The sequence below is a fragment of the Lentzea cavernae genome (genome assembly GCF_014653695.1).
Classification (GTDB): Bacteria; Actinomycetota; Actinomycetes; order Mycobacteriales; family Pseudonocardiaceae; genus Lentzea; species Lentzea cavernae.
In genome coordinates, this window is the sequence record NZ_BNAR01000002.1 from 755,057 (window position 1) to 779,165 (window position 24,109).

17 protein-coding genes are annotated in these 24,109 nt (G+C 71.4%); 9 read left to right on the forward strand and 8 right to left on the reverse strand.

The window, feature by feature from the left end; all coding sequences use genetic code 11:
• The 3 genes from IE307_RS09480 to IE307_RS09490 all read right to left on the reverse strand — a co-directional run bounded on the left by IE307_RS09480 (position 1) and on the right by IE307_RS09490 (position 3,063).
• Complete coding sequence (locus IE307_RS09480; protein ID WP_191297464.1) at positions 1-1,344, reverse strand: MFS transporter; 1,344 nt, start codon at positions 1,342-1,344, stop codon at positions 1-3.
• Positions 1,345-1,651: 307 nt separating this feature from the next.
• Positions 1,652-2,299: a trimeric intracellular cation channel family protein gene (locus IE307_RS09485; protein ID WP_191297465.1), complete on the reverse strand. Its 648-nt coding sequence runs from the start codon at positions 2,297-2,299 to the stop codon at positions 1,652-1,654.
• 62 nt (positions 2,300-2,361) lie between these two features.
• A complete protein-coding gene (locus tag IE307_RS09490) occupies positions 2,362-3,063 on the reverse strand; it encodes an alpha/beta fold hydrolase (protein WP_191297466.1) in 702 nt (233 codons plus the stop codon).
• 230 nt (positions 3,064-3,293) lie between these two features.
• On the opposite strand from IE307_RS09490, the gene IE307_RS09495 reads away from it, so the two are divergent.
• The 5 genes from IE307_RS09495 to IE307_RS09515 all read left to right on the forward strand — a co-directional run bounded on the left by IE307_RS09495 (position 3,294) and on the right by IE307_RS09515 (position 14,580).
• Entirely contained in the window at positions 3,294-5,993 is a 2,700-nt protein-coding gene (locus IE307_RS09495) for a helix-turn-helix transcriptional regulator (protein ID WP_191297467.1), read from the forward strand.
• Complete coding sequence (locus IE307_RS09500; protein WP_191297468.1) at positions 5,990-8,404, forward strand: ATP-binding protein; 2,415 nt, start codon at positions 5,990-5,992, stop codon at positions 8,402-8,404. The genes IE307_RS09495 and IE307_RS09500 overlap by 4 nt, the downstream gene beginning before the upstream one ends.
• A 102-nt stretch (positions 8,405-8,506) precedes the next feature.
• Entirely contained in the window at positions 8,507-10,600 is a 2,094-nt protein-coding gene (locus IE307_RS09505) for an ATP-binding protein (protein WP_191297469.1), read from the forward strand.
• Positions 10,601-10,603: 3 nt separating this feature from the next.
• A complete protein-coding gene (locus tag IE307_RS09510) occupies positions 10,604-12,931 on the forward strand; it encodes a helix-turn-helix transcriptional regulator (protein WP_191297470.1) in 2,328 nt (775 codons plus the stop codon).
• 440 nt (positions 12,932-13,371) lie between these two features.
• Positions 13,372-14,580: an MFS transporter gene (locus IE307_RS09515; protein WP_191297471.1), complete on the forward strand. Its 1,209-nt coding sequence runs from the start codon at positions 13,372-13,374 to the stop codon at positions 14,578-14,580.
• A 5-nt stretch (positions 14,581-14,585) separates the two neighbouring features.
• Here the strand turns inward: IE307_RS09515 and IE307_RS09520 are convergent, their stop codons facing one another.
• Positions 14,586-14,846 (reverse strand): hypothetical protein, encoded by a 261-nt coding sequence (locus IE307_RS09520; RefSeq protein WP_191297472.1) that lies wholly within the window; start codon positions 14,844-14,846, stop codon positions 14,586-14,588.
• A 119-nt stretch (positions 14,847-14,965) separates the two neighbouring features.
• Here IE307_RS09520 and IE307_RS09525 point away from each other — a divergent pair, with 119 nt between their 5' ends.
• Positions 14,966-15,337, forward strand: coding sequence for a response regulator transcription factor (locus IE307_RS09525; protein WP_229904553.1), 372 nt, complete (start codon positions 14,966-14,968; stop codon positions 15,335-15,337).
• Between the two features lie 51 nt (positions 15,338-15,388).
• Here IE307_RS09525 and ispG read toward each other — a convergent pair whose 3' ends face one another.
• The 3 genes from ispG to ispH are packed head-to-tail and all read right to left on the reverse strand — an operon-like array spanning position 15,389 to position 19,331.
• On the reverse strand, positions 15,389-16,525 hold the full coding sequence (gene ispG / locus IE307_RS09530; RefSeq protein WP_191297474.1) for a flavodoxin-dependent (E)-4-hydroxy-3-methylbut-2-enyl-diphosphate synthase: 1,137 nt from the start codon (positions 16,523-16,525) through the stop codon (positions 15,389-15,391).
• Positions 16,522-18,339 (reverse strand): 1-deoxy-D-xylulose-5-phosphate synthase, encoded by a 1,818-nt coding sequence (locus IE307_RS09535; protein WP_191297475.1) that lies wholly within the window; start codon positions 18,337-18,339, stop codon positions 16,522-16,524. Before IE307_RS09535 ends, ispG begins: the two co-directional genes overlap by 4 nt.
• A 32-nt stretch (positions 18,340-18,371) precedes the next feature.
• Positions 18,372-19,331: a 4-hydroxy-3-methylbut-2-enyl diphosphate reductase gene (gene ispH / locus IE307_RS09540; RefSeq protein ID WP_191297476.1), complete on the reverse strand. Its 960-nt coding sequence runs from the start codon at positions 19,329-19,331 to the stop codon at positions 18,372-18,374.
• A gap of 432 nt (positions 19,332-19,763) precedes the next feature.
• On the opposite strand from ispH, the gene IE307_RS09545 reads away from it, so the two are divergent.
• Entirely contained in the window at positions 19,764-20,603 is an 840-nt protein-coding gene (locus tag IE307_RS09545) for an SAM-dependent methyltransferase (RefSeq protein WP_229904554.1), read from the forward strand.
• A gap of 86 nt (positions 20,604-20,689) precedes the next feature.
• Positions 20,690-21,520, forward strand: a complete 831-nt coding sequence (locus IE307_RS09550; protein WP_191297477.1) for a methyltransferase domain-containing protein — start codon at positions 20,690-20,692, stop codon at positions 21,518-21,520.
• Positions 21,521-21,579: 59 nt separating this feature from the next.
• Here IE307_RS09550 and IE307_RS09555 read toward each other — a convergent pair whose 3' ends face one another.
• On the reverse strand, positions 21,580-22,827 hold the full coding sequence (locus tag IE307_RS09555; RefSeq protein WP_191297478.1) for a cytochrome P450: 1,248 nt from the start codon (positions 22,825-22,827) through the stop codon (positions 21,580-21,582).
• Positions 22,828-23,092: 265 nt separating this feature from the next.
• On the opposite strand from IE307_RS09555, the gene IE307_RS09560 reads away from it, so the two are divergent.
• On the forward strand, positions 23,093-24,109 hold the full coding sequence (locus IE307_RS09560; RefSeq protein WP_229904555.1) for a polyprenyl synthetase family protein: 1,017 nt from the start codon (positions 23,093-23,095) through the stop codon (positions 24,107-24,109).

A 24,109-nucleotide genomic window follows, 5' to 3' on the forward strand; every position in this document is an offset into this window, starting at 1 on the left:
TCAGCCCTGCTGCCTGCGGCGTGCCGTCAGGCAGATGGCCGCCACGACGACGTCGCAGGCGAGCGCGACGAGCAGGCAGATCTGGTAGCGGTCCTCGGCGGGGACACCGGAAGCGCCGGCGAGGCTCTTCGACTGCAGGATGGTCGAGTAGATCGCCGGTCCCAGTGCTCCGGAGATGGTGACGATGATCCCGACCATGCTCGTCCCCATGCCCGTCAGGCTCTGCGGGACGCAGCTCTGCATCGACGCGAACAAGCCGACTCCGACCATGCCGCTGCCGACGCCGTAGACGCAGGCCGCCACGAAGAACGAGGTGGCCGAGGCGTTCGGGATGCTCGTGATCAGCCACAGCGCCGCGACCGCGTGGCAGACCGCGCCGATCCCGGCGACCACGAGCGGCCGGGTGCGCGCCGCGATCACCCCGCCCGCGATGCCGGCCACGGCGCCGACCACCGAGTACGGCAGGAGGATCAGACCGGTGTGCAGCGCGTCGTACCCGAGGCCGTAGCCGGCGGCCGGCGGTGTCTGCACGTAGAACGGGATGAGGAAGGTGACCGACTGGATGGCCATGCCGATCGTCAAGCCCGCCAGCATGGTCCTCGCGACCGTCCCCGAACGCAGCAGGGCGAGGTCGAACACCGGTGCCTTCGACCGCTTCTCGCGGGTGGCCCAGATGGCCGCGCCGACGAGGCCCGCGACGACGAAACCGATGGCCTTGAACGAGGTGAGGCCGTCCGACCCGGCCGCGTTGATGCCGTAGAGCAGGAGCACCATCCACGCCACGAGGCCGACGACGTTGCCGACGCCGAAGACGGCCGTGCGGTCTCGCGGGCTCGGCGGGACGACCGTCCAGGCCAGCACGGCCACGACGAGGTAGCAGCACATCGCCGCGAGGAAGAACTGCTGCATGGAGATGTGACTGAGGGCGACACCGCCGGCGACGAGACCGACACCCGCACCGCTGGCCTGCGCGAACTGGGTGACGACCACCGCCGTCCTGACCGACTCGCCGGGGAGGTGGCGGCGCAGCACGCCGACGCCGAGCTGACCGGTCGCCGCGCCGACGCCCATCACCGACGCGCCGACCAGCAGCGCCGGGTACGTGTGGACGGCTCCCGGGATCGCCGTGCCGATCGCGAGGAACACGGCGCCGAGCGTCGTCGCGACGCGGTCGCCCAGCACGTCCGCCAAGCGCGGCAACAGGATCGTGCTGACGCCACTGCCGATCAGCAGCAGCGTGAAGACCCAGGCGACGTCCCCGACCGTGAGCTGGAAGTCGCGCAGCAGCACGGGGAGCAGGGGCGAGAGCATGAACGTGACGGCAGCGGCGGTGAACCCGGTCACGATGGTTGTTGCGATGAGGGGGACGCGCCCTCGCGCCGGGACGACCTTCTCCGGTAACGGTGTGTCGTGCTGTTCTGCGCTGTGTGCCATTGACGACCCTCGCTCTGTGCCGACCGCCTCCGCGGTTCCTGGTGGTGAGCGGGTGCGCTCCGCCGACGAGGTCGGGGGGTGGGAAGAGCGACCAGCCGGGCCGGAGTATGTGATTGCGCACGGGCGCGGGCGAAGCACTGCGTTCTGGCATGCGGAACGGCGGCGGCGAAGCAGAACCCCGGCGCCGGAACAGGTCCGGCGATGGGGCGTGCCGATTTCAGGTCCTGCGGGATCTCAGCGCGCGCTGCTCGGGGAAGGTCCAGCCGAAGCGGATCGCGACCAGCCGCAGGGTCGTGGTCACGACCACGCAGACGACACCCGCGATCGGGATCGGCGTGCCGAACTCGGCGAGCACGACGAGCGTCCCCGCCCCGGCTCCGGCCGCGACCGCGTACAGGGTGCCGACCTGCAGGAAGGAGATCGGCAGGCTCAGGACCACGTCACGCAGCATGCCGCCGCCGATCGCTCCGATGACGCCGGCCACCACAGCCCCGGCCTCGCCGGCGCCGAGCGACAGCGCCTTGGACGCCCCGATGGCGCCGAACAGCCCCATGACGACCGCGTCGAGCCCGGTGATCAGCCAGCCGGCCCGCGCGAGGAGCGGTTGCAGCGCCATGCCGAGCACGGCCGAGGCGCCGGCCACGAGCAGGTACGAGTTCTTCCAGAGCACCACGGGCGGCTGGTTGAGCACGATGTCGCGCAACAGGCTGCCGCCGAGGGAGACGGCGAGGCCGATGACGACGACGCCGAGCACGTCGATGCGGCGGTGCCGCTCCCCCGCCGCGAACAGGGCGCCCTGCAGGCCGCCCAGTCCCGCGGCGAGGAGCTCGATCCACAGCGCCACCTGGAACGGCGTGACGGGCATGCGGTCACACTCCGGAACTCGGGGCCGGCTCGCGGCGTGCGAACCGGCCCGGGGTGAGCGGGTCAGGCGGTGGCGTTCTTCGCGGCGGTGACGATGACGCCGGCGACGACGGCGGGCTGCGTCACGTACACGGCGTGGCTCGCCGGGACGGTGGTGATCTCCGCACCGATGCGCTCGGCCATGTGCTGCAACATCGCCTGGTCGAAAGCCTTGTCGTCGGTCGCGATGACGGCCCAGCTCGGCTTGTCGCGCCACGCCGCGTTCTTCACCGGTGTCGCGAAGACCGCCATGTTGATGGGCAACTGCGTGTCGCGGAGGAACGCGGCGTCGGCATCGGCGGCGTCCGCCGCGAAGCCGGCCTTGAACTTGTCACCGTTGAGGAAGCCGTAGCCGTCCTCACCGACGTCGATGACGAAGTCGGGTGTCGGGGCGAATCCCTCGTACTGCTGCGAGGTCGTCTCGCCCGCGTCGGGTGCCAGCGCCGACACGTAGACCAGCCCGGCGACCTTCGGGTGCACCCCGGCCTCGGTGATGACCGTGCCGCCCCACGAGTGGCCGACGAGGATCGCCGGGCCGTCCTGCCGGTCGAGCACGCGGGTGGTCGCCGCGACGTCGTCCTCCAGGGAGGTGAGCGGGTTCTGCACGACCGAGACCCGGTAGCCCTGTGCCGTCAGGTCGTCGTGCACGCCCCGCCACCCCGAACCGTCCGCGAACGCGCCGTGCACCAGCACGACGTTCTTGATCTCCTGCCCAGCGCCGGTCATGAGGTTCGTCCTTTCACGTGCCGCGCCGGCGTGGCCGGAGCGGGTCGATCTCGAGGTGACCCTCGAGCAACTAATATATTGGATATTACATATCAGTCGCCCAAACGCCACCCCAGCTGTTGAGATGCGCGAGGTTGCGTCACCCGTCTCGGTTACGGAAGGCTGCCGATCGAACGCGAATCGTGACGATTCCCTCCCCTGCTCGGGCTCGTGGTGATCGAGGAGCGACAGTGACGGACCTGGCCGGCCGGAAGGTGGAGTGCGAGAACCTCGTCCGCCTGGCGGCGACCAGCCGTGCCGAGGGTGCGCACCTGGCCCTGGTCCGCGGTCCGCGGGGAATCGGCAAGAGCGGCCTGCTGGCCGCGGTTCGGCGGGAGCTCGGCTCCTGCGACGTGACGGTGCTCTGCGCGACCGGCCGTGCCCGGGTCGAGGAGTACGGGTCGGTGCGCGAGCTGTTCGGGCACGCCGCGGCCGTGGACACCACCGGGCGAGCGGACGAGTACGCCGTGTTCTGCGAGTTGTACCGGGTCGCGGTGGGGATGATGGCGGACCGGCCGCTGGTCGTCGTGCTCGACGACGCGAACGCCTGCGACGCGCGGACTCTGCGGTGGATCGGCTTCCTGCTGCGCAGGTCCGCCGAGCTGCCGCTGGTGGTCGTCCTGGCGTGGCAGCCCGGTGTCGCCGAGGACGCCGACCTGCTGTTCGCGGACATGGCCGGCATCGGGCCGTCGACGACGATCGACCTCACGCCGCTGCCCGCACCGGACGTCGCGGCCGTGGTCGAGCGGGCTCTCGGTCGCAGGCCCGACCCGGTGTTCGCCGAGGCGTGCGGGGTGATCACGGGCGGGAACCCGTTGGGGTTGCACACCTTGCTGACCTCGTTGCGCGGGCACGGCGTGCGTCCGGACGAGAGCGGCGTGCAGCGCGTCCGGGAACTGGGGCGGCAGGTGGTCGCCGGGTGCTCGCTCGAGGAGCCGGGACACGAGGTGGCGCAGGCGATCGCCGTGCTCGGTCCCGCCGACGTCCGGACGGTGGGCCGGTTTCTCCAGCTGCCCGAGCCGTTGGTGACGACCGCGGTGGGAGCGTTGCGCCGCGAGGAAGTGCTCGCTCCGAAGGAACTGGCGTTCCGGCACGAGGACATCGCCGACGTCGTCCTGTCCGCTGTGCCGGCCACGAAGCTGACGGAACTGCGCCGGCGGGCCGCGACGGTGCTCCACGACGAGGGACGCCCGGCCGAGGAGGTCGCCGGGCAGCTCATGGGACTGCCCGCACTGCCCGAGGCCTGGATGGTCCGCGTCCTGCGGGACGCGGCGGCGGCCGCCGTCCGGCGAGGAGACCTCGAGGCGGCCGAACGGTGTCTGACTCGGGTTCTCGACCAGTTGCCGGGCGATCCGGCCACCTTGCTGGAGCTGGCGGACGTGCTGGTCGTGATGGGGCCCGCCGCGGCGCTGCCCCGGCTGACCGAGGTCGTCGACCAGATGGCGGACACCGGCGCGAAGGTGCGGATCCTGTGCCGCGTGGGGTTGATGGCGGTCGCGGCCACGTGGTCGGAGGCCGCGTTCGACCGGCTCGCCGCAATCTTGGACGAGGGTGAGAACTCACCGGTCGGCAGCGACCTGATGCCCCAGGTGCACGCGGTGCTGCTGGCCGTGGGACTGGGAGAACGGGCCGGCACCGCGGAACTGCTCACGCGCTATCGGCTCTCGCCCCACCGGGTTCCGGACACGGCGGCGGGGCGGTTGGTCTCCGGTGTGGCCGCTCAGGCCGAGATGCTCGCCGGTGAGTGCGTCCGGTCGGCGGTCGACCTGGCGCGGCGGAGTCTCGTTCCCGGGCCCGCGGTGCACGCCGGGCCCGCGCTCGCCGCCGCGGCGGTGCTGGGGCTGTGCGGGGAACCGGCCGAGGCGATGGCGGCCCTGGACAGGCTGATCACCACGACCGGCGCGGACGACGCGCTCGACGTCCACGCGCTGGCGCTGGCGACGAGGGCGGGCCTGCTCGACCACGCCGGTGCTCTCGCGCAGGCCCATGCCGACGCCCGGACCGCGTTGGAGGTCGCCGAACGGGCGGTGACGCCGGTGGAGGACGAACTTCCCCGCGTGGCGATGGCGTCGATCCTGCTCAAGCGCGGTGACGTCGCCGGCGCCGAGGACCACCTGGAGCGGGTGGGAGAGCCGCGGTTCGGCTGGACGTACGGACCGGTGATGGTCATGAAGGCGGCTGTCCGCCGGGCTCGTGGTGATCTCACCGGTGCGCTGGACCTCCTGCTCGACTGCGGGCGGCAGCTGACGTCCGCGGGCGTGCTCAACCCCGTGTGGGCACCGTGGTGGCTGGACGCCGTCTGCCTGCTGGTGCGCCTGGACCGGCGCGAGGAGGCCGTGGGACTCGCCGAGTTCGGGGCCGAGCGCGCCCGGCGGTGGGACACCCTCGAAGCGAGGGGGCTCAGCCTCATGGCCGGCGGGGTCGCGGCCACCGGGGCGGTCGCGGAGGAGTTGCTGGGCACCGCGGTGGCGGAACTGGCCGAGTCCTCCGCACGGCCGCTGCACGTGCGCGCGGTGCGCCTGCTGGGCGAGTCGCGGTTGTCGCACGGTGACTTCAAAGGGGCCCGCGAACACCTGCGGACGGCGGTCACCCTGGCGATCCGCCTGGGAGATCGTGCGGCGGCCGCGGAGGCGAGGAACCTGCTCGTCCTGGCCGGTGGGCGCATGCCGAGACTGGGCGCGCGACCGTCGGACGCGCTGAGCGGACGGGAGCGGCGGGTCGCGGAGCTCGCGGCGGCCGGTGCCACCAACCGCGAGATCGCCGAGGAGCTGTTCGTGACGGTCCGCACCGTCGAGAGCCATCTGTCCAATGTGTACCGGAAGCTCGGTGTCGAGCTGCGCACGGACCTGCCGGCCACGCTCGACACCGGTCTTCGCGCCGCCTCGGCATGACGGCACTCGACGTCGTCGCGACGGCACTCCGCCTCGCACGGTCCGGTACGGGCTCGCTCGTCGTGCTTCGCGGACCGTTGGGCTGTGGCCGCTCGACCACGATGAAAGACGCGAGGCGGGTGGCGAAGAGCCTGGGCTTCCGGGTGCTGCGGGCCACCGGGGCCTTGCAGGAGCAGGACTTCCCGTTCGCCGTGGAGCGTCAGCTGACCGGCGAGGAGCTCTCCGGCATGGCGCGGACGGGTGGCCTGCACGAGGTGTTGGCCGGGCCGGCCTTGGTCGCGGTCGACGACCTGCAGTGGGCGGACGAGGAGTCGTTGCGCGTGCTCGCGCGCTTGGCCGGCCGGCTGGACCGGATCCCGGTGGTGATGGTGGTCTGCGTGCGCGATGGCGACGTGGGGTCCGGTACGCCGCTCGTGGAACAGGTCGTTCGCCAGGCCGCCCATGTCGTTGCGTTGCAACGACCACAGCTGGCGGAGGGTTCGCGGCGGAAACTCGTCAGCTGTCTGCGCGCGCAGCCACCGTGGGTGCGTGCGGTCCTGAACGCGATGGCGGTTCTGGGCGACTCGGACGCCGGGGTGATCGCCCAGCTCGCGGAGGTCGACGAGGTCGGGTGCGCGACCGCGCTGCGAGCGGCGGACGGGCTCGGTCTCGTCGACCGGTCACCCCCGCGGTTCGTCCACCGCGTCGTGCGGGAGGCGGTCGAGGAAACGATGTCTCCCGCGGAGCGGGTTCGGTTGCAGGGCAAGGCCGTTCGCCTGCTGCACGACGCGGGCAGGCCCGCCGAGGTCGTGGCCCGTCTGCTGCTGGCCATCACGGTCGCCCAGGGGCTGTGGGCCGTCGAGGTCCTGCGCACGGCGGCCGTGTCGGCGATCGAGCGCGGGGCGCCGCTGGTCGCGGTGGAGTACCTCCGCCGCGCGTTGTTCGACCACCCCGAGGCCGGGCCGAGGCGGGCGGCGCTGCTCGTCGAACTGGCCGCCGCGCAACGGGGTGTCGATCGTGCTGCTGCCGCGGCGCACCTGTCCGACGCGGCGCGGATGGTGACCAGCACCGGAGAACGAGCCGCGATCGCGGCGAGGATCGTGCCGGGAGGCCTGGCCGAGGCGCGGGAACTTCTCCGGAGCGTCGAGGACGAGTTGCGGGGTGCGCGGCCGCACGACGAGGTCCTGGGTGATCTCGCCCTGCGGGTCGAGGCACGGGCGCACCACGCCGAATGCAGGACGCCGGTGAGGTGTGCCGACCGGGTGGGCGCGCGCCCGGACGAGACCTTTCCGGCGACGAGCGCGGGGCGTGAACTGCTGGCGGTCCGGTTGCACTGTGCGACAACCGCTTCCGCGTGGCGTGCCGAGGAAGTCGCGGCGGTCGCGCAGCGGTTGCTGGCCCACGCACCACCCCGACCGGATCACGTCCACACGCCGATCGCAACCCTGGTGAGCACGTTGTGCGCGGCCGATTCGGTGGACGCCGTGTCTTCCTGGCTGCACAACGCGATGGAGCGGGCGCTTGCCGCGAACGCCACTGCGGAGCAGGTCTTCATCGAGGCCGAGCAGGCGTTGGTGCTGCTGCACCGCGGCCGGACCACCGCGGCCCGGGACATCGCCGTGAACGTCCTCGCCACTCGCGGACTCGCCTCCGAGGTGCTGGTGGTGCTCGCCTCGATCGCCGTGCAGACCCGCGACGACCACCTCGTCGGCCGGTTGGTCCCGCTGGTCAAGGAGCAGGCGCACGACCCGGCACTGTCGGTCGCGCACGCGATGCTGTGCGGCGTGGCGGCCGTGGACCTCCAGGCCGGGCTCGCCCACCTGAGGGACGCCGGCGCTCAGCTCGAGGAGCTCGGCTGGCGCAACCCCGTGCTGCACCCGTGGCGTGCGGAGGCGGCCCGGACCCTGTGGCGTCTGGGGGATGTCGCGGCGGCGCAGGAGCTTGCAGTGCACCAACACGCGCTCGCGGTGGAGTGGGGTTCGGCGGCCGGCATTGGCACGGCGTTGTGCCACCTGGGGTCGATGACCGAGGGGAACGCCGGCGTCAGGACGTTGCGGGAGGCCGTGGGCGTTCTCGAGGGGTCGGCCAACCGGTTCGCACTGGCCAGGGCGCTGTGGCAGGTCGGCGTCCGCACGGCGGACCGCCACCACGTGGCGCGGTCCTCGGTGGTGGCCGTCGAGTGCGGCGAGAGGCCGCTGGTCGCACGGGCGGAACCGGTCGCGGGGCACGGATCCGGTTTGACGGGTGCGCAGCAACGCGTTGTGGAACTCGCGTTGGCAGGCCGGTCGAACCAGGAGATCGCGGACTTCATGCGGGTCGGTGTGCGGGTCGTGGAGAAGCACCTGACCAACGCCTACCGCCGGCTCGGCGTGCGGGGCCGCAGCGGGTTGCCGGGGGCGTTGTCCGCCACCGGGCGGTGCCCGTGGGCCTGATTTGGCACGACTCCACCCATTTGCGCAGGTTTCGTCTCATATGGGAGCAAATAGTCTCGCGGGCGTGACCACCGACCGGCTTCCGCAGGCCCGTGGTTCCGCGTGAGCAAGAGGATCAGCGAACACCAACTTGTCACCGAGCTCGCCGGCAGCCTGTGTCGTGACAGCGGAGCGGTGTTCGAGGTGACCGGGCCGCCGGAGTCCGGCCGCACCGCGGCGCTGAAGCGGATCGCCGATCACGTGAGCGGCGGAACGCGCCTGATCGCCGTCCGCGCCTCGGCATTCGAGTCCGATGTGGACAGTACCGTGCTCGCTCAGGTGATGGCCGATCTGGGAGCGGACCCGGACCGTCCGACGGCGGAGCTGTGCCGTGTTCTCCTGGACGCCGCTCCCCTGGTGCTCGTCCTGGACGACGCGCAGTGGATGGACGAGAGCTCGATCAGATGGCTTCGCGCCCTGCTGCGCAGGATCCACCGGGCCCCGGTGGCGGTGGTCCTGGCCACCACTGGACTCGGCACGGCGGCGGAGGACGCGCTCGCCGAGGACGACTCGGTCACCACGCCGCCCTGGTACGTCGTCGCCCTGCCCCCGCCCGCCCCGGACGAGGACCGGATCGCGCGAACGCTGCACGTGATGTCCGAGCAGGACGTCAGGTTGCTGCGTGCGATGGCGGTGTGCGGCGGGCAGTTCGAGCGGTCCCTGGTGCGTGGGCTCGCGGGCCTGGACGGCGTGCACGCCGACCGGGCGATGACGAGGTTGCGCGGACTAGGACTGGTCACGGCCGATGAGCCGAGGCTGACCGATGGCGTGGCCCGTGCCGTGCTCGGTGCGATGAGCGGGGACCAGCGTGCCGATCTGCGGTCCGAAGCGGTACTGCTCGGCCATCAGGCCGCGCTCGGTTTCGAGCGGATGAGCACGATCCTGGCCGAGGCACCCCCCGTCGGCGCGACGTGGGCCCGGCTGGTGCTCCAGCGGCAGGCTCGGGTGCTGGCCGACGCGGGAAGAACCGTGGAGGCAGCCCGGTTGCTCATCCGGGCGCTCGGCGAAACCGCGGACGAGGCGACGCGCGCGGACGTCCTGATCCAGCTCGCGCAGTGCGAACTCGACCACGCACCGGAAGCCGCGGACCGGCGCCTGGTCGAGGTCCTGCACACGACCGGCCCGGCGATGTCCGGCCCGCGTCTGCGTGCGGCGGACGTGCTGGCCTGCCGCGAACGGTCCGGGGTGTCCCGGCGGGCCATCGAGATCGCGCTCGCGCACCCGGACCTGACCGAGTCCGAACGGGAAGCGCTCAAAGGCCTCTACTGGTACGTCGTGAGCGTCGCGGGGGAACCCGGCGAACTCGGTGTTCCCGTTGTGCCGTCACTCCCGGACCCGCCCGCGGACCCGGTGTGCCGGGGAGTGGCCGCGTGGCGTCTGGCCTGTGCCGGAAGCGGTGACGCGGTGGCGCTGGCGACCTCTGCTCTCGCCGTGCGCGGTCCGCTGACACCTCGCCTCGCGGCGGCCGACGTGCTGTCCTGGGCCGCCGAGCACGACAAGGCGCTGGCCGCCGTCGACGCCGTTCTGGTGGACGGCCGCCGGTGCGGCTCCCGGGTCGCCGTCGCCGAGGCGATGCTGCTGCGCTGCTCGGTGAGGTTGCGGCAGGGACGGGTCGTCGAGGCGGCGGAGGACCTGGCCCGCGCGGAGGCGGAACTGCCGCGCGGCTGCCGGACTCCCCTGTTCAGCGCCCGGCACCTCGCGCTGGAAGTGGTGCTGCTGCTCGCGGCCGGGCTGGTGGACGACGCCCGCGCCGCGCTGGTCCGCGAACCGATCGACGCCGCACAGGGCTTGACGTACGCCTGGCGGCTGTTCGCCGGAGGGTTGGTCGCGCTGGTCACGGAACCCGCGACGGCGGCCGTGACGTTCGTCGAGTGCGGCCGGTGCCTGCGGGACCACGGGATCGTCAACCCGTCCGTGCTGCCCTGGCGGTTCCTCGCGGCGATGGGGTGGCGGGCCGCGGGCGAGGTCGCGCGGGCCGACGCCCTGATCGCCGAGACCTGCGACCTGGCCGTGAGGTGGGGTGCTCCCGGCTTCCTGCGGGAGACCCGGAAGCTCGCGGACCTGGTGCGCGCCATGCCTTCGGGCAGTGCCGCCGGGGAGTTCTCGGCGGGGTTGTTCCCCCGTCTCCTCGCCCGGCCTGCCCCTGGCCGGAGCTGACGAGTGACCGAAGCGCCGCACGGCCCCGGAATGGACCACCTGACGCAGGCCCTGCGGTCGGCGGCTTCCGGCACGGGGACGTTCGTGACGGTCCGGGGACCGATGGGCGCGGGGAAGTCGGCGTTGCTGCGGGCGCTGGCCGTCCAGGCGGACGGCGCCGGGGCGGTCGTGCTGCGCGCGAGCGGGGCATACGCCGAACGGGACTGGGACCTCGGTGTGGCCGACCAGCTCCGGCCCGTCCCGGCCGGCTTCGTCGTCATCGTGGTGGACGACCTCCAGTGGGCGGACGACTCGTCCGTGCGCTGGCTGGCCGACGTCGCCGAACGCGCCCTGGTGGTGGCCGCCGTCCGGGACGGCGCGCCGGGTTCCGGCATCACACCACCCGGCACCGTCGTGTGCTTGCCGTCGGCGGGGTGGTCGCAGCGCCGGGTCGTGGAGTGCCTGCGCCGGCAGCCCGGACCGGTGCGGGGTGTCGCCCAGGCGATGGCCGTGCTCGGTGACCAGGCCGAGATCGGCCTCATCACCGCACTGACCGGGCTCGACGACGCCACGGCCGGTACGGCGGTCCGGACCCTTCGTGCACTCGGACTTGTTACAGCGCAACAGGATCTCCTCGATCCGGTGGTGCAGGATGCCGTTCTGGCCACGATGACGGCGCTCGAACACGACGCCGGTCACGCGGCGGCCGCCGTGCTGCTGCACGATCGGGGCTGTCCTGCCGGGCACGTGGCCGAACACCTCGTGGCGACCCGATCTGCCCTCCCCGAGTGGGCGGTCGAGGTCCTCCGAACCGCCGCGGACACCGCTCTGCGACGCGGACAGCAGCCGGCAGCGCTGACCTACCTGCGCAGAGCCGTGGCGGAGCCGGGACCGAGGCGGGCCGCGGCACTGGTCGAACTCGCCGTGGCGGAGTGCACGACGGACGGTTCGCTGGCCCTGCACCACATCTCCTACGCGCTCCAGCTGCTCGAGACGCCCCGTGAGCGTGCCGCAGCCGTGCTCCGGTTGCCCGTCACGGCGGCGGGCACGACCCTGCCGCTGGTCCGGGACGTCTTCGGCGACGTCGAGCAGGAGGTTCGCCGCCTCGGCGACCACGACCTGGCGCTGCGGATCGAGGCGCGGATGCGCTACGCCGGGCACGCGGACCTCAGCGAGCTCATCGACGCCACCACACGGCTGGGAGAACTCGAGAACACCGGTGCGGCGCAACGAGAACTCCTCACGGTGTTGTCGCACTCGGCGGCACTGGTGGCGCGCACGTCCGCGAAAGACGTGGCGGCACTGGCAGATCGTCTCCTCGACCACGTGCCGCCTAGCGCCGGGCAGGCCGACGAGATGGCACAACTGCTCGTGAAGACCTTGTGCGCGGCCGATTCTCCACTGCGAGCCGCCACCTGGACGCTGGCGGCGGAAGACCAGGCGTCGCTCCGGGTGAGCAGGGCTCTCGTGGCCGTGCACCTGGGCGAGGTCGCCGAAGCGAGGCTCCTGGCGAAGACCGCGCTGGCGGACGAACGCGCACCGGTCGGCCCGGACGCGGTGCTCGCCCTGGCCGTGGTGGCGCTCAAGGCACAGGACGAGGAGCTGTCCGGACTCCTGCTGTCGAGCCTCCCGGCCGAGGCGGACGACCCCTGCACCGCGGCCGTGGTCGACGTGCTGCGGGGCGCGGACGCCGTCGCCCGCGGCGATGTGCGGGACGGCCTGCGCTTTCTCACGGACGCGGGCCATCAGCTCGACCGGCTGGGCTGGCGGAACGTCGTGCTCTTCCCGTGGCGCACCACGGCGGCCGGGCTGCACCGGCAGCTCGAGAACACCTGTGCGGCCAGGATCCTCGCCGAGGAGGACCACGAACGCGCTGTCGAATGGGGTGCGCCCGCCGGCGTCGGCCGGACCCTGCGCGTGCTCGGAGGCCTGACGGAGGGAGTCGGCGGCGTGAACCTGTTGCACGCGGCCGAGGACGTCCTCTCCGCCTCGGCCGACCGGCTGGAGCTGGCGCGCACCCACCTGGCGCTGGGGCTGCGCCTGCGGGAGCAGTACGAGCAGACCGCCGCCCGGCACCTGCGGCGGTGCCACGACATCGCCGCCGAGTGCGGCGACCAGCGGCTGGTGCGGCAGGCCGGCACCCACCTGCGCGGCGAGGTGCGCCGGGCCGCTCTCACCCGCACCGAGCGGAAGGTGGTCGCGCTCGCGGTGACGGGCCGGTCGAACCAGGACATAGCGCACGCGCTCTCGGTGAGCATCAGGGCCGTGGAGAAGCACCTGACGAACTCCTACAGGAAACTTGGTGTCCTGCGCCGTTCGGAGCTCGCGGGCGCGCTCAATCATCCGTTCTGAACTCGGCGGTGCCCGGAACGTGCCCGAGTTGCTGTGAGTGTGTTTAAATTCCGGTCTGACCCCGGGTGAACCGGCTCATTCACCGAAGATTTCCGTGCGATACATCTCAATTGGGCCGTACCATTCGGCACCGATGTCTCAGTTCGACCGGCCCAGCGCGTGACGGGACCACAGTCTTAAGGACGATCCGGAGTCCGATGTTGACCCGGACGTGAAGTCTTTCGTAGCGTCGTGCCCAGTCATGAATTGTCAATCTTCCAGGGACAACGGCGCCTTTTCGTCCTTTCTGGACGGTCAGGCCCCTGGGCGGCGGAACTCGGTGGCATTCGCGACGACCGCGAACCGGGCGGAAATCGGACCGGCTTTTGCTCGATCGCGCACTTGTGCCGATAGGCGCGCATCGCCGTGAAGAACTCCGACGACTGAATGGACTGGTTCGCTTGAGTGGATCCAACCGGTGGGTTGTGCTCTTCGGCTCGTTCGTCGCCTACATGTTCGACGCGCTGGAGATCCTGCTCCTGTCGTTCGCCCTGCCCGTGATCCGGGCAGACCTCGGGCTCACGACCACGCAGGGCGGTCTGCTCGCCACCGCGACCCTGCTCGGCATCGGGGTGAGCAGCGTGACCGTCGGCTGGCTCGCCGACAACTACGGCCGCAAGCGGGCGCTGATGCTCTCGCTCGCGGTGTTCGGCCTGTTCACCGCGTTGATCCTGGTGGTGCCGAGCTTCACGCTGTTCGTGGTGCTGCGCTTCCTCGCGGGCATGGGTCTCGGCGGGGTCTGGGGCGTGGCGTCGGCCTACGTCATCGAGACCTGGCCCGCCGCGCAACGGGGCCGGGCGGTCGCGTTCGTGCTCAGCTCGTTCCCGATCGGCGGGGTGGTCGCCGCGCTGATGTCGGGCGCGCTGCTGCCGAACTGGCGCCTGCTGTTCTTCCTCGGCGGGGTGGGCGTGGTGATCCCGCTGGTCATCGTCGGGGTGTTCTTCCGCGAGTCGGCCGAGTGGGCCCGGCAGAAGACGACGCCGGTGAAGGTGTCGGAGATCTTCGCCCCGGAACTGCGCAGGCGCACCGTGCTCGGCGCGGTCGTGGCCGGGTTCGCGATGTTCGGGGCCTGGGGCGCGTCCACGTGGCTGCCGACCTACCTGCAGGCCGACAAGGGCGTTCCGGCCGCGACGGTCGCGGTGTTCCTGACGGTGCTCAACCTCGGGATGTTCTTCGGCTACAACGTCTTCGGCCTGATCGCCGACCGGATCGGCCACAAGAACGCGCTGGTGCTGTCGCTGGCGGGGGTGGCGCTGACCCTGCCGCTGTACGTGGTCGCCGCCGACCGCACGGCGTTGCTGTGGCTGGGCCCGCTGTTCGCCTTCTTCGCGGCCTACGCCGGCATCTTCGGCGTGTACCTGGGCGAGCTGTTCCCGACCAGGGTGCGGACGACCGGCGCCGGGTTCTGCTACAACATCGCGCGCGGCGTGTCCGCGTTCGCGCCGCTCACCCTGGGCGTGCTGGCCACCGGAACGGGATTCGGCGGCGGTCTGCTGGTGTGCGCGGGCTTCATGGCCTGTGCGGCGATCGCCATGACCTTCCTGCCCGACCTGCGCGGTGCGACGGCGGTGCGGGTGCCGGCAGAAGGCGCACGTCCGGCGGCGTCGTGAGGCCGTCACCGCCGGGCGGCCGGATCGCGGTCACCGGCCTGCCACAGGTAGCTGCGCACCGAGAGCGACGCCGCGCGCATGGTCGCGCGGAGGCGGTCGAGGTCGTCGGCGCCGAGCTCGCCGGACGGCCGGTCGAGGCCCCGCACCATCAGCCGGGCCGCCTCCAGCAGGCACAGCACGGCGTCCAGCCGTGCTCCGGCAGGCAGCCCGCTCAGGTCATCGTGCAGCGCCTCGATCACGGCCTCGGCCGCCACCGCGTCACGCATCAACGTTGTCACCGTCGTCCCCCGCGACTGTTCCTCTGTGGACACAAAACTGAGTCTCCTCCCCCGTAAAGCCTATTGCGGTCCTGACCTGGCCTGCTTCACAGGAATGGATGGGTGTCATGGACAACCGGCAGAACGACCCGCAGAAGTGCGAACACCACCCGGGCTGTGCCCGAAAGCACGGATTCGGTCAGGTGCTGTCCGGTCAGACACGTCCGAGATCGAACTCCGCCGAATGCGAAACGGCCGGCTGCTGGATGCTCAGTTCCATCCAGGCGAGGATCCTGGAGGGAGTCGCGGCCGGTTTCTCCAGCGGGCGGTTGTCGAGAGAGCTGTACCTCAGCTCGAAGACCATCGATTATCACGTCCGGGTCATGTCCGACAAGCTGCAGGCGCCGAACCGGGTCGCGCTGGTGTCGAGGGCGTACGTCCTCGAAATCCTGCGAAAGGATTCGTGGCCACCGCGTGTCGCGTGCGAAACCGTGGATTGACGCGCGATGGTCCGCGGCGTGCGGTTCGCGTTCTCCCGCGCGAACCGCATGTCACGCCTCAACGTCCACACCCATCTCCTCGGCGATGCGAGCCGCCTCGGCCAGGAGCGTCTCGACGATCTGCGACTCCGGCACCGTGCGGATCACCTCGCCCCTGACGAAGATCTGACCCTTGCCGTTGCCGGCGGCGACACCGAGGTCGGCTTCGCGGGCCTCACCCGGTCCGTTGACGACGCAGCCCATCACCGCCACCCGCAACGGCACCGGGAACCCCTCCAGTGCCGCGGTGACCCGTTCGGCGAGGGTGTGCACGTCGACCTGGGCGCGGCCGCAGGACGGGCACGACACGATGTCGAGCCCCCGTGGCCGCAGTCCGAGCGACTCCAGGATCTGGTTGCCCACCTTCACCTCCTCGACCGGCGGTGCGGACAGCGACACCCTGATGGTGTCGCCGATGCCCTCCGCCAGCAGCGCGCCGAACGCCACCGCGGACTTGATCGTGCCCTGGAAGCGGGGCCCCGCCTCGGTCACTCCGAGGTGCAGCGGGTAGTCGCACCGGGCGGCGAGCGCGCGGTACGCCTCGATCATCACCACCGGGTCGTGGTGCTTCACCGAGATCTTCAGGTCGGTGTAGCCGTGCTCCTCGAACAGCGAGCACTCCCACAACGCCGACTCCACCAGCGCCTCCGGGGTGACGCCGCCGTGCTTGTCCAGCAACCGCTTGTCGAGCGACCCGGCGTTCACCCCGATCCTGATCGGCACGCCCGCGTCCCCGGCGGCACGGGCGATCGCGCCGACCTGGTCGTCGAACTGGCGGATGTTGCCGGGGTTGACCCGCACCGCGGCGCACCCGGCGTCGATCGCGGCGAAGACGTACTTCGGCTGGAAGTGGATGTCGGCGATCACCGGGATCTGCGACTTGCGGGCGATGACCGGCAACGCGGCCGCGTCGTCCGCCGAGGGCACGGCGACCCGCACGATCTCGCAGCCGGCCGCGGTGAGCTCGGCGATCTGCTGCAGGGTGGCGTCGACGTCCGCGGTGAGCGTCGTGGTCATCGACTGCACCGACACCGGCGCGTCACCGCCGACCGGCACCGGGCCGACCATGATCTTCCGCGAGCTCCTGCGGGTGGCCACCGAGAGTTCTTCCTTGCGCGGCACGGGCATTCCCAGCGCGACGGTCGTCATCGTTCCTCCCCAGTGCGCACCGGCCAGGGGCCGAGGTCGTCGATGCCCGGCTGCGCGGTGTCGAGGCCGGTCAGCAGTTCCGCCACGGCCCTGGTGATGTCCTGCGCGGTCAGCCCGCAGGCGGCGAGCACCTCGGCCCTGGACCCGTGGCGCAGGAACCGCCGCGGGATGCCGAACTCGCGCAACGGCGTGTGCACGTCGTTGTCCCGCAACGTCTGCGCGATCGCGGAACCGGCGCCGCCCGCGCGGCTGTTGTCCTCGACCGTGATCGCGAGCCGGTGGCGGCGGGCCATGTCCGCCAGCGCCGGGTTGACCGGTGTGACCCACCTGGGGTCCACCACCGTCACGCCGATGCCTTGGGCGAGAACGCCTTCCGCGACGGTGAGTGCGAGTCCGGCCAGCGCGCCGACGGCGACGATCAGCACGTCCATCGAGCCGGTGCGGCGCAGCACGTCGATCCCGTTGAACGTGGCGGTCGCGGGGATGTCGTCACCGGCCGGCCCCTTCGGGAACCGCAGCAGCGTCGGACCCTCCTGCCACGCCACGGCCTCGGCGAGCAGCTCGGCCAACCGGGTGCCGTCGCGCGGCGCCGCGATCCGCAGCCCCGGCACCACCTGCAGCACCGACAGGTCCCACATGCCGTTGTGGCTCGGCCCGTCGTCGCCGGTCACGCCGGACCGGTCGAGGACGAACGTGACCGGGCGGCGGTGCAGCGCGACGTCCATGAGCAGCTGGTCGAGCGCGCGGTTGACGAACGTGGAGTAGATGGCCACCACCGGGTGCACCCCGCCCATGGACAACCCGGCGGCCATCGTCACCGCGTGCTGCTCGGCGATGCCGACGTCGATCACCCGGTGCGGGAAGCGCCGCTGCAGCGGCAGGAGCCCGGTCGGTTCGGTCATCGCGGCCGTGATCGCCACGAGGTCGTCGCGCTGCTCGGCCAGTTCGACCAGCTTCTCGCCGAACACCGACGTGAACGACGGCGGTGAGGCCTTCAGCGCCTGCCCGGTGTGCGGGTCCATCGGTTTGACGGCGTGGCCGAGGTCGAGGTCGTTGGCCTCGGTGTGCCGGAACCCCTTGCCCTTGGCCGTGATCACGTGCACCACGACCGGTCCGTCCAGCGCGACCGCCTCGCGCAGGGAGGCTTGGACGGCGGCGATGTCGTGCCCGTCGACGGGGCCGAGGTAGCCGAGCCCGAGCTGTTCGAACACGCCGGGCCCGTGCCCGTCGCGCAGGTCGGTCAGGTGCTCGGCCAGTCCGCCGACCGTGGGCGCGTAGGAACGCCGGTTGTCGTTGAGGACGATGACGAGCGGCCGGTCCGGCCCGCCCGCGATGTTGTTGAGCGCCTCCCAGGCCATGCCGCCGGTCATCGCGCCGTCGCCGATGACCGCGACGGTCGCCCGGTCCCGGCGGCCGAGGTGGGCGTCCGCCCGCGCCAGACCGTCCGCATAGGACAGTGCGGTCGACGCGTGGGAGTTCTCCACCAGGTCGTGCTCGGACTCCTCCCGGCTCGGGTACCCGGACACCCCGCCGGAGCGGCGCAGCCGGTCGAACCCGGTCTGGCGGCCCGTGAGGATCTTGTGCACGTAGGACTGGTGCCCGGTGTCCCACAGCAACCGGTCCCGCGGTGACTCGAAGACGGTGTGCAGCGCGATGGTCAGCTCCACCACGCCGAGGTTGGGCCCGAGGTGCCCGCCGGCGGCGGAGACCCGTTCGACCAGGAACGCGCGGATCTCGCCCGCGAGGTCGCGGAGCTCCCCCGCGGTCAGCTCACGCAACCGCGCCGGGTCGCGCACGGTGTCCAGCAGCGCCATGTCGAACAGTGCTCCTCACGGGGTTCGCCAGGTCAGCTCGGTGACGGCGCGTCCGGCACGCCGGTGAGTCGTGCGGGCGGGGAGAACACGACGTCCTCGATCGCCACCCGGTGCACGGCCACGTCCCCGTACCCGAGCGAGGCGAGCCGGTCCACCAGTTCGTCGACGAGGACCTCCGGCGCGCTCGCTCCCGCGCTCACGCCGACCGTGTCCACGCCGTCCAGCCACGCGGGGTCGAGGTGGGTCACGTCCGGCACCAGCTCCGCCCTCCCGCCGAGCCTGCGCGCGACCTCGACCATCCGGATCGAGTTGCTGGAGTTGGCCGAACCGACCACCAGCACCAGGTCGCACCGGTCCACGACGGCCCTGATGCCGTCCTGGCGGTTCTGGCTGGCGTAGCAGATGTCGTCGGTGGCGGGCCCGCGCAGGTCGGTGAACCTGCGCCGGAGCGCGGCGATGACGTCCTCGGTCTCGTCCACCGAGAGCGTGGTCTGGGTGAGGTAGGCGACCGGCGCGTCGGACGGCAGGTCCAGCGCCTCCACGTCCGCCGCGGTCTCGATGATGATCGTCTGGTCGGGGGCGTGCCCGAAGGTGCCCTCGACCTCCTCGTGATCGGCGTGCCCGACCAGCAGCAGCGTCCGGCCGTCCCGGGCGAACCGGCGGGCCTCCTGGTGCACCTTGGCCACCAGGGGGCAGGTCGCGTCGAGCACGTCCAGCCCGCGCGCGTCCGCGTTCTGCCGCACCTGCGGGGAGACGCCGTGCGCGGAGAAGACGCAGACCGCGCCTTCGGGCACCTCCTGCTCGGAGTCGACGAACACGACTCCGCGCTCCTGGAACCCGCGCACCACGTAGTGGTTGTGCACGATCTCCTTGCGGACGTAGATCGGCGCGCCGTGCTGTTCCAGCGCGAGGTCGATGATGGCGATCGCCCGGCGCACACCGGCGCACAAACTCCGCGGCTCGGCGAGCAGGACCTGCTTTGCGCCACTCATTCGCACTCCGTTCCGCGCCACGACGTCCACTTCGGAACGCCTGGTCTCGGGAGTTGTCGTCCGCCATCGGGGTGCCGGCCTGATAGCCGGACTCCGACACGGCTTTGGTGGTGCACACGGCAACCACCTATCCGGAGAATAGTGCATTCCAGCCTTTACCCGATCTTCTTTGGGGTTTTTCCTAAAGTCGAACGTGCTCACGCCCCGTCGTTGACACGACCAGGGGCGCCCCTCCAGGATGGAATCCGAAAGCTGCCACTCGATTTCGAGTCGGCGCCGCGTTTCGAATCCCAGTCAAATCATGACGGGCACACGCGACGACCACAGCAGGCCGTTCACCGCACTCGTCGGCATCCGAGCCCTGGAGAAGTGACCGTGTCCAACATTTCAAGTTCACCTCTGGCAGCGCTGGACCCTCAGGATGAGGTAAGGGTGGTCGGCCAGTACTACGACGACAAAACAGCGAAGCTGGTGCGCAAATACGGGCCCGGCCCCAGGATTCACTACCACGTCGGGTACTACCCCTCCTCCGAAGCGCCACCGTCCGGCGGCGACGCCGACACCATTCGCGGCAGCATCCGGCTGCACCAGGAAGGCCTGCTGCGGTACGCGGCCAAGATCTGGGACGCGGAACACCGGCTGTCGGGGAAGGTCCTGGACGTCGGCTGCGGCCTCGGCGGGGGTTCGCTGTTCTGGGCGCAGGAATTCGGCGCCGAGGTCACGGCGGTCACCAACGCGCCCGAACACGCGCCGGTGGTCGAGGGGTTCGCGCGGGAGTGCGGCCTGGACGGGAAGGTCCGGACGCTGGTCTGCGACGCGAACAGCCTCACCGTGGACGACGGCCCCTACGACGCGGCGGTCGCGATCGAGAGCAGCGGCTACTTCAACCGCCCTCGGTGGTTCGAGCGCCTGTCCCACGTGCTCCGCCCCGGTGCGAGCGTGTGCGTCGAGGAGGTGTTCATCACCCGTCCTCGCGGGGCCGACGTGTGGGCCGAGTACTTCTACACGAAACCGGCCACGGTGCGGGAGTACGCGGACGCGGCGGAGGCCGCGGGTTTCGAGCTGGTCGACGAAGTCGACGCCACGGCGCAGACCCTCCCGTTCTGGGAGGAGAGCGCCGCCTGGACGAAAGCGGTGCTGGACGGCGACAGCGGCCTGTCGCCGGTGGAGCGCAGGCGGTTGAGGATCTCCCTGCTGGCGAACCAGGCCCAGGGCCTCGAATGGCAGGCGGGCGGCTTGCAGCTGGGTTTCCTGCGCTTCGAGAAGAAATGACATGACGCAGGCGCTCGGCTGGGATTTCCCAGTCGAGCGCCTGCGCATGTGCCGGCCTATTCACCTTCGAAGAACGGAATTCCTCCATGACGCTCGACCAGTCCCCCGCTCCCAGCGACGTCGCCGACGTGTACGACGGGATCGGTCAGATCTACGGTGCCGCGTGGGGCCCCAACTACCACTACGGGTACTGGGAGGACGACGCCGACGACAGCTCCATCGAGGTCGCCACGGACCGCCTGACCGACATGATGATCTCCGGTCTCGCCGTGGAGGCCGGCCAGCGCGTGCTGGACGTCGGCTGCGGCATCGGCCATCCGGCGCTGCGGCTCGTCCGCACCACCGGTGTGGACGTGGTGGGCATCTCCGTCAGCCACGTCCAGGTGGCGCAGGCCAACGAGCTCGCCGCCGGGGCCGGGCTCGCGGACAAGGCGACCTTCCAGTTCACGGACGCGATGGACATGTCCTTCCCCGACGCCTCGTTCGACGCCGCCTGGGCGTTCGAGTCGATGTGGCACATGCCGGATCGCGGCCGGGTGCTCTCCGAGATCGCCCGCGTCGTGCGCCCCGGCGGCCGCATCACCATCGCCGACGTCATCGAGCGCGGCCCGGTCAGCCCCGAGGGGCGCAAGGTCCTCGACCACGTCTGCGAGAACTACGCGGTGAAGTCGCTGGGCACCATCGACGAATACCGGGAGTCGCTGGCCGCCAACGGTTTCGTCGACGTGGAGATCCGCGACATCAGCGCCAACTCCTGCCGCACCCTCGCGGTCATGGCCGACGCGGTGGAGACCAGGCGCGACGAGCTGGTCGCGCTGGTCGGTGAGGAACAGGCCACCTCGCTGCTCGCCTTCATGCGGCTGTCCGCGGTCACCCCCGAGCAGGGCTACCTCTACCTGAGCGCCGTCCGCGGGTGACGGCTGCCGCCACGAAGTCCTCGGCCTGCGCCACACCGTGGCGCAGGCCGAGGTCGTTCTCACCGCCGCACGCGCAGCTCGGTCAGCGCCCGCAGCGGGAACACCGGCCGGTGACGTGGCGGCTCCCCCGGTGCGAGGGTCAGACCGGGCATCCTGGTCGCGAGGGCCTGCACCGCGACCTCCAGCTCCGCGCGGGCGAACCCGGCCCCGAGGCAGAAGTGGATGCCGTGCCCGAACGCGAGGTGCGTGGCGGACCGGTTGCCCGGGCTGAACGCGGCCGGGCACGCGTGGGCGCGGTCGTCCCGGCCCGCCGCGCCGTACAGCAGGAGCAACCGGCTGCCCTCGGCCAGGTGGACGCCGCCGACCACCACGTCGCGCGTCGCGGTCCGGTACATGCCGGCCAGCGGGCTGTCGAACCGCAGACCCTCCTCGACGAGGTCGCGCGTGGCGACCGTCCCGTCGACGACCTCGGCCCAGCCGCCGGACGAGCGCAGCTGCTGGAAGACGATCGTGCCGAGCGCCTCGGCGCACGTCATGTGCCCCGCGAAGATCAGGGTGGGGATCTGGACGGCGACCTCGGCGGCGGTGAGCGTCTGGCCGGCCCTGCCGTCGTGCAGCAGCTCGCTGATCAGGTCGTCCTGCGGTGAGGCCAGCCGCTCCTGTGCGAGCGACCGTGCGAACGCGCCGAACTCCATCAGCCCGCGGGCGTGTTCGCGCAGCAGGTCGGGATCGGTGTCCTGCTGCAACATCATGAGCTCGATGCGCTGCTCGGACCACAGGCGGCAGCGTTCGAGGTACTCGTCGGGGACGCCGAGGCGCCGGCACATCACCTCGAGGGCGTAAGGCACGGCGAACGCCGCGATGAAGTCGAACTCCTCCGCCACGGCGACGCGATCGGCGAGGGCGGTGGCGATAGCGCGCATCGTGGGTTCGAACGCCCTGACCCTGGCCGGCGTGAACCCGGCGTTGAGCAGGTCCCTGATCCGGGAGTGCTCGGGCGGGTCGAGCGAGCCGACGGCCACCGCGCCGGCGCCGCGCCAGGTGCGGAACATCTGGCTCACGTCCTCGGGCAGCGCGACCTTGGGACGGGGGTTGTGGTCGCGCGCCGAGAAGCTCCGGTCGTCCTTCAGCACGGCGACCATGTCCTCGCGGCGGGTGACGCACCACGCGTCGAGCAAAGGCGCGTAGAACACCGGCTCCGCGTCCACGACGCCGGCCAGGAATGAGTAAGGGTCGTCGCGATGTTCGCCGTACGGGTCGAACGGCCTGCCTTCGCGCAATTTCCCGGAATCGGCAGTTACAGCCATTTCACCTCTCCAGCATCCAGTGAACGGCGCGTGCACGTGGTGCTGCCCGGCAGTCACCAATCAGCAGAATAGTCCAATCCGGGCATTGCGCCGCCGGGACTGGGGTTTTTCCTAAAGTCGAACAAGTGCGCTCGTGCGTCGTTGACACGGCCGGAGAAGGTCGTTCAGGATGCTGATCGAACTGCTGCTCGCATTCCCGAGCACCACTCGAGACCCAGTGGCGTTATTTCGGTATTCGATTCGCGAGCGCCGGAGGAGAATCCCGATGAGCACACTCGGCACCTCGCCCACCGCACTGCTGTCGCCGGGCGCGGTGCGGTCGGCCGTGCTGCCCGTCGTGCGGCAGCGGGTCTGCGCGCTGGAGCCCACCCTGGCCCGGATCTGCTCCTACCACCTCGGCTTCACCGACGAGCACGGTGACCCGAGCGGTGCGGCGAGCGGCAAGCTGACCCGCGCCGGCCTCATGACGGCGGTGGCGCAGGGAGCAGGCCTGGCGCCGGAGGACGTCCGCACCCAGGCGGCCGCGCTCGAGCTGCTGCACAACTCGACCCTGATCCACGACGACATCATCGACGCGGACGACCTCCGCCGCGGCCGGCCGGCGGCGTGGAAGGTGTTCGGCGCCGGTCTGGCGATCCTGGCCGGGGACGCGTTGCAGGCGCTCGCCGTGCAGATGGTCGTCGACGACCCCGGCCCCGGCCGCGCGGAGATCTCCAGCGCGTTCACCGAAGCCCTCCGCCTGGTGCTCGCGGGCCAGTCCCGCGAACTCACCGTCCGGCTGGGTCCGGACGCGGGGATCGCGCAGTACGAACGGATCGTGGAGGAGAAGACCTCCGCGCTGCTGCAGTGCGCACTGGTGACCCCCGCGCTGCGGGCCGGCAAACCGGAGCACGTCCTGACAGCACTGCGCGGTGCGGGCAGGCACCTGGGCCTCGCCTTCCAGATCTCCAACGACGTCGAGGACATCTGGGGCGACCCCGCGGTGACCGGCAAGCCCGTCCGGGGCGACATCGGGCGGCGCAACCCGTCCTTCCCCGTGCTGGCGGCGTTCCCGGTCAGCGAGCGGCTGCGCGAGCTGTGGCACGCCGACGACGCCGCGGACGCGCACCTGGCGGAGATGGCCGGCCTCGTCGAGGAGTGCGGCGGACGCGACGAGGCCGAGCGGCGGTCGCGCGGCCACCTCGAGTCGGCACTGGAGCACCTCGGCCGAGCCGGGCTGTCCCCCGCCGCGACAGCGGAACTGACCGCCCTGTTCGACCGCATCGTCAACCGCACGGCATGA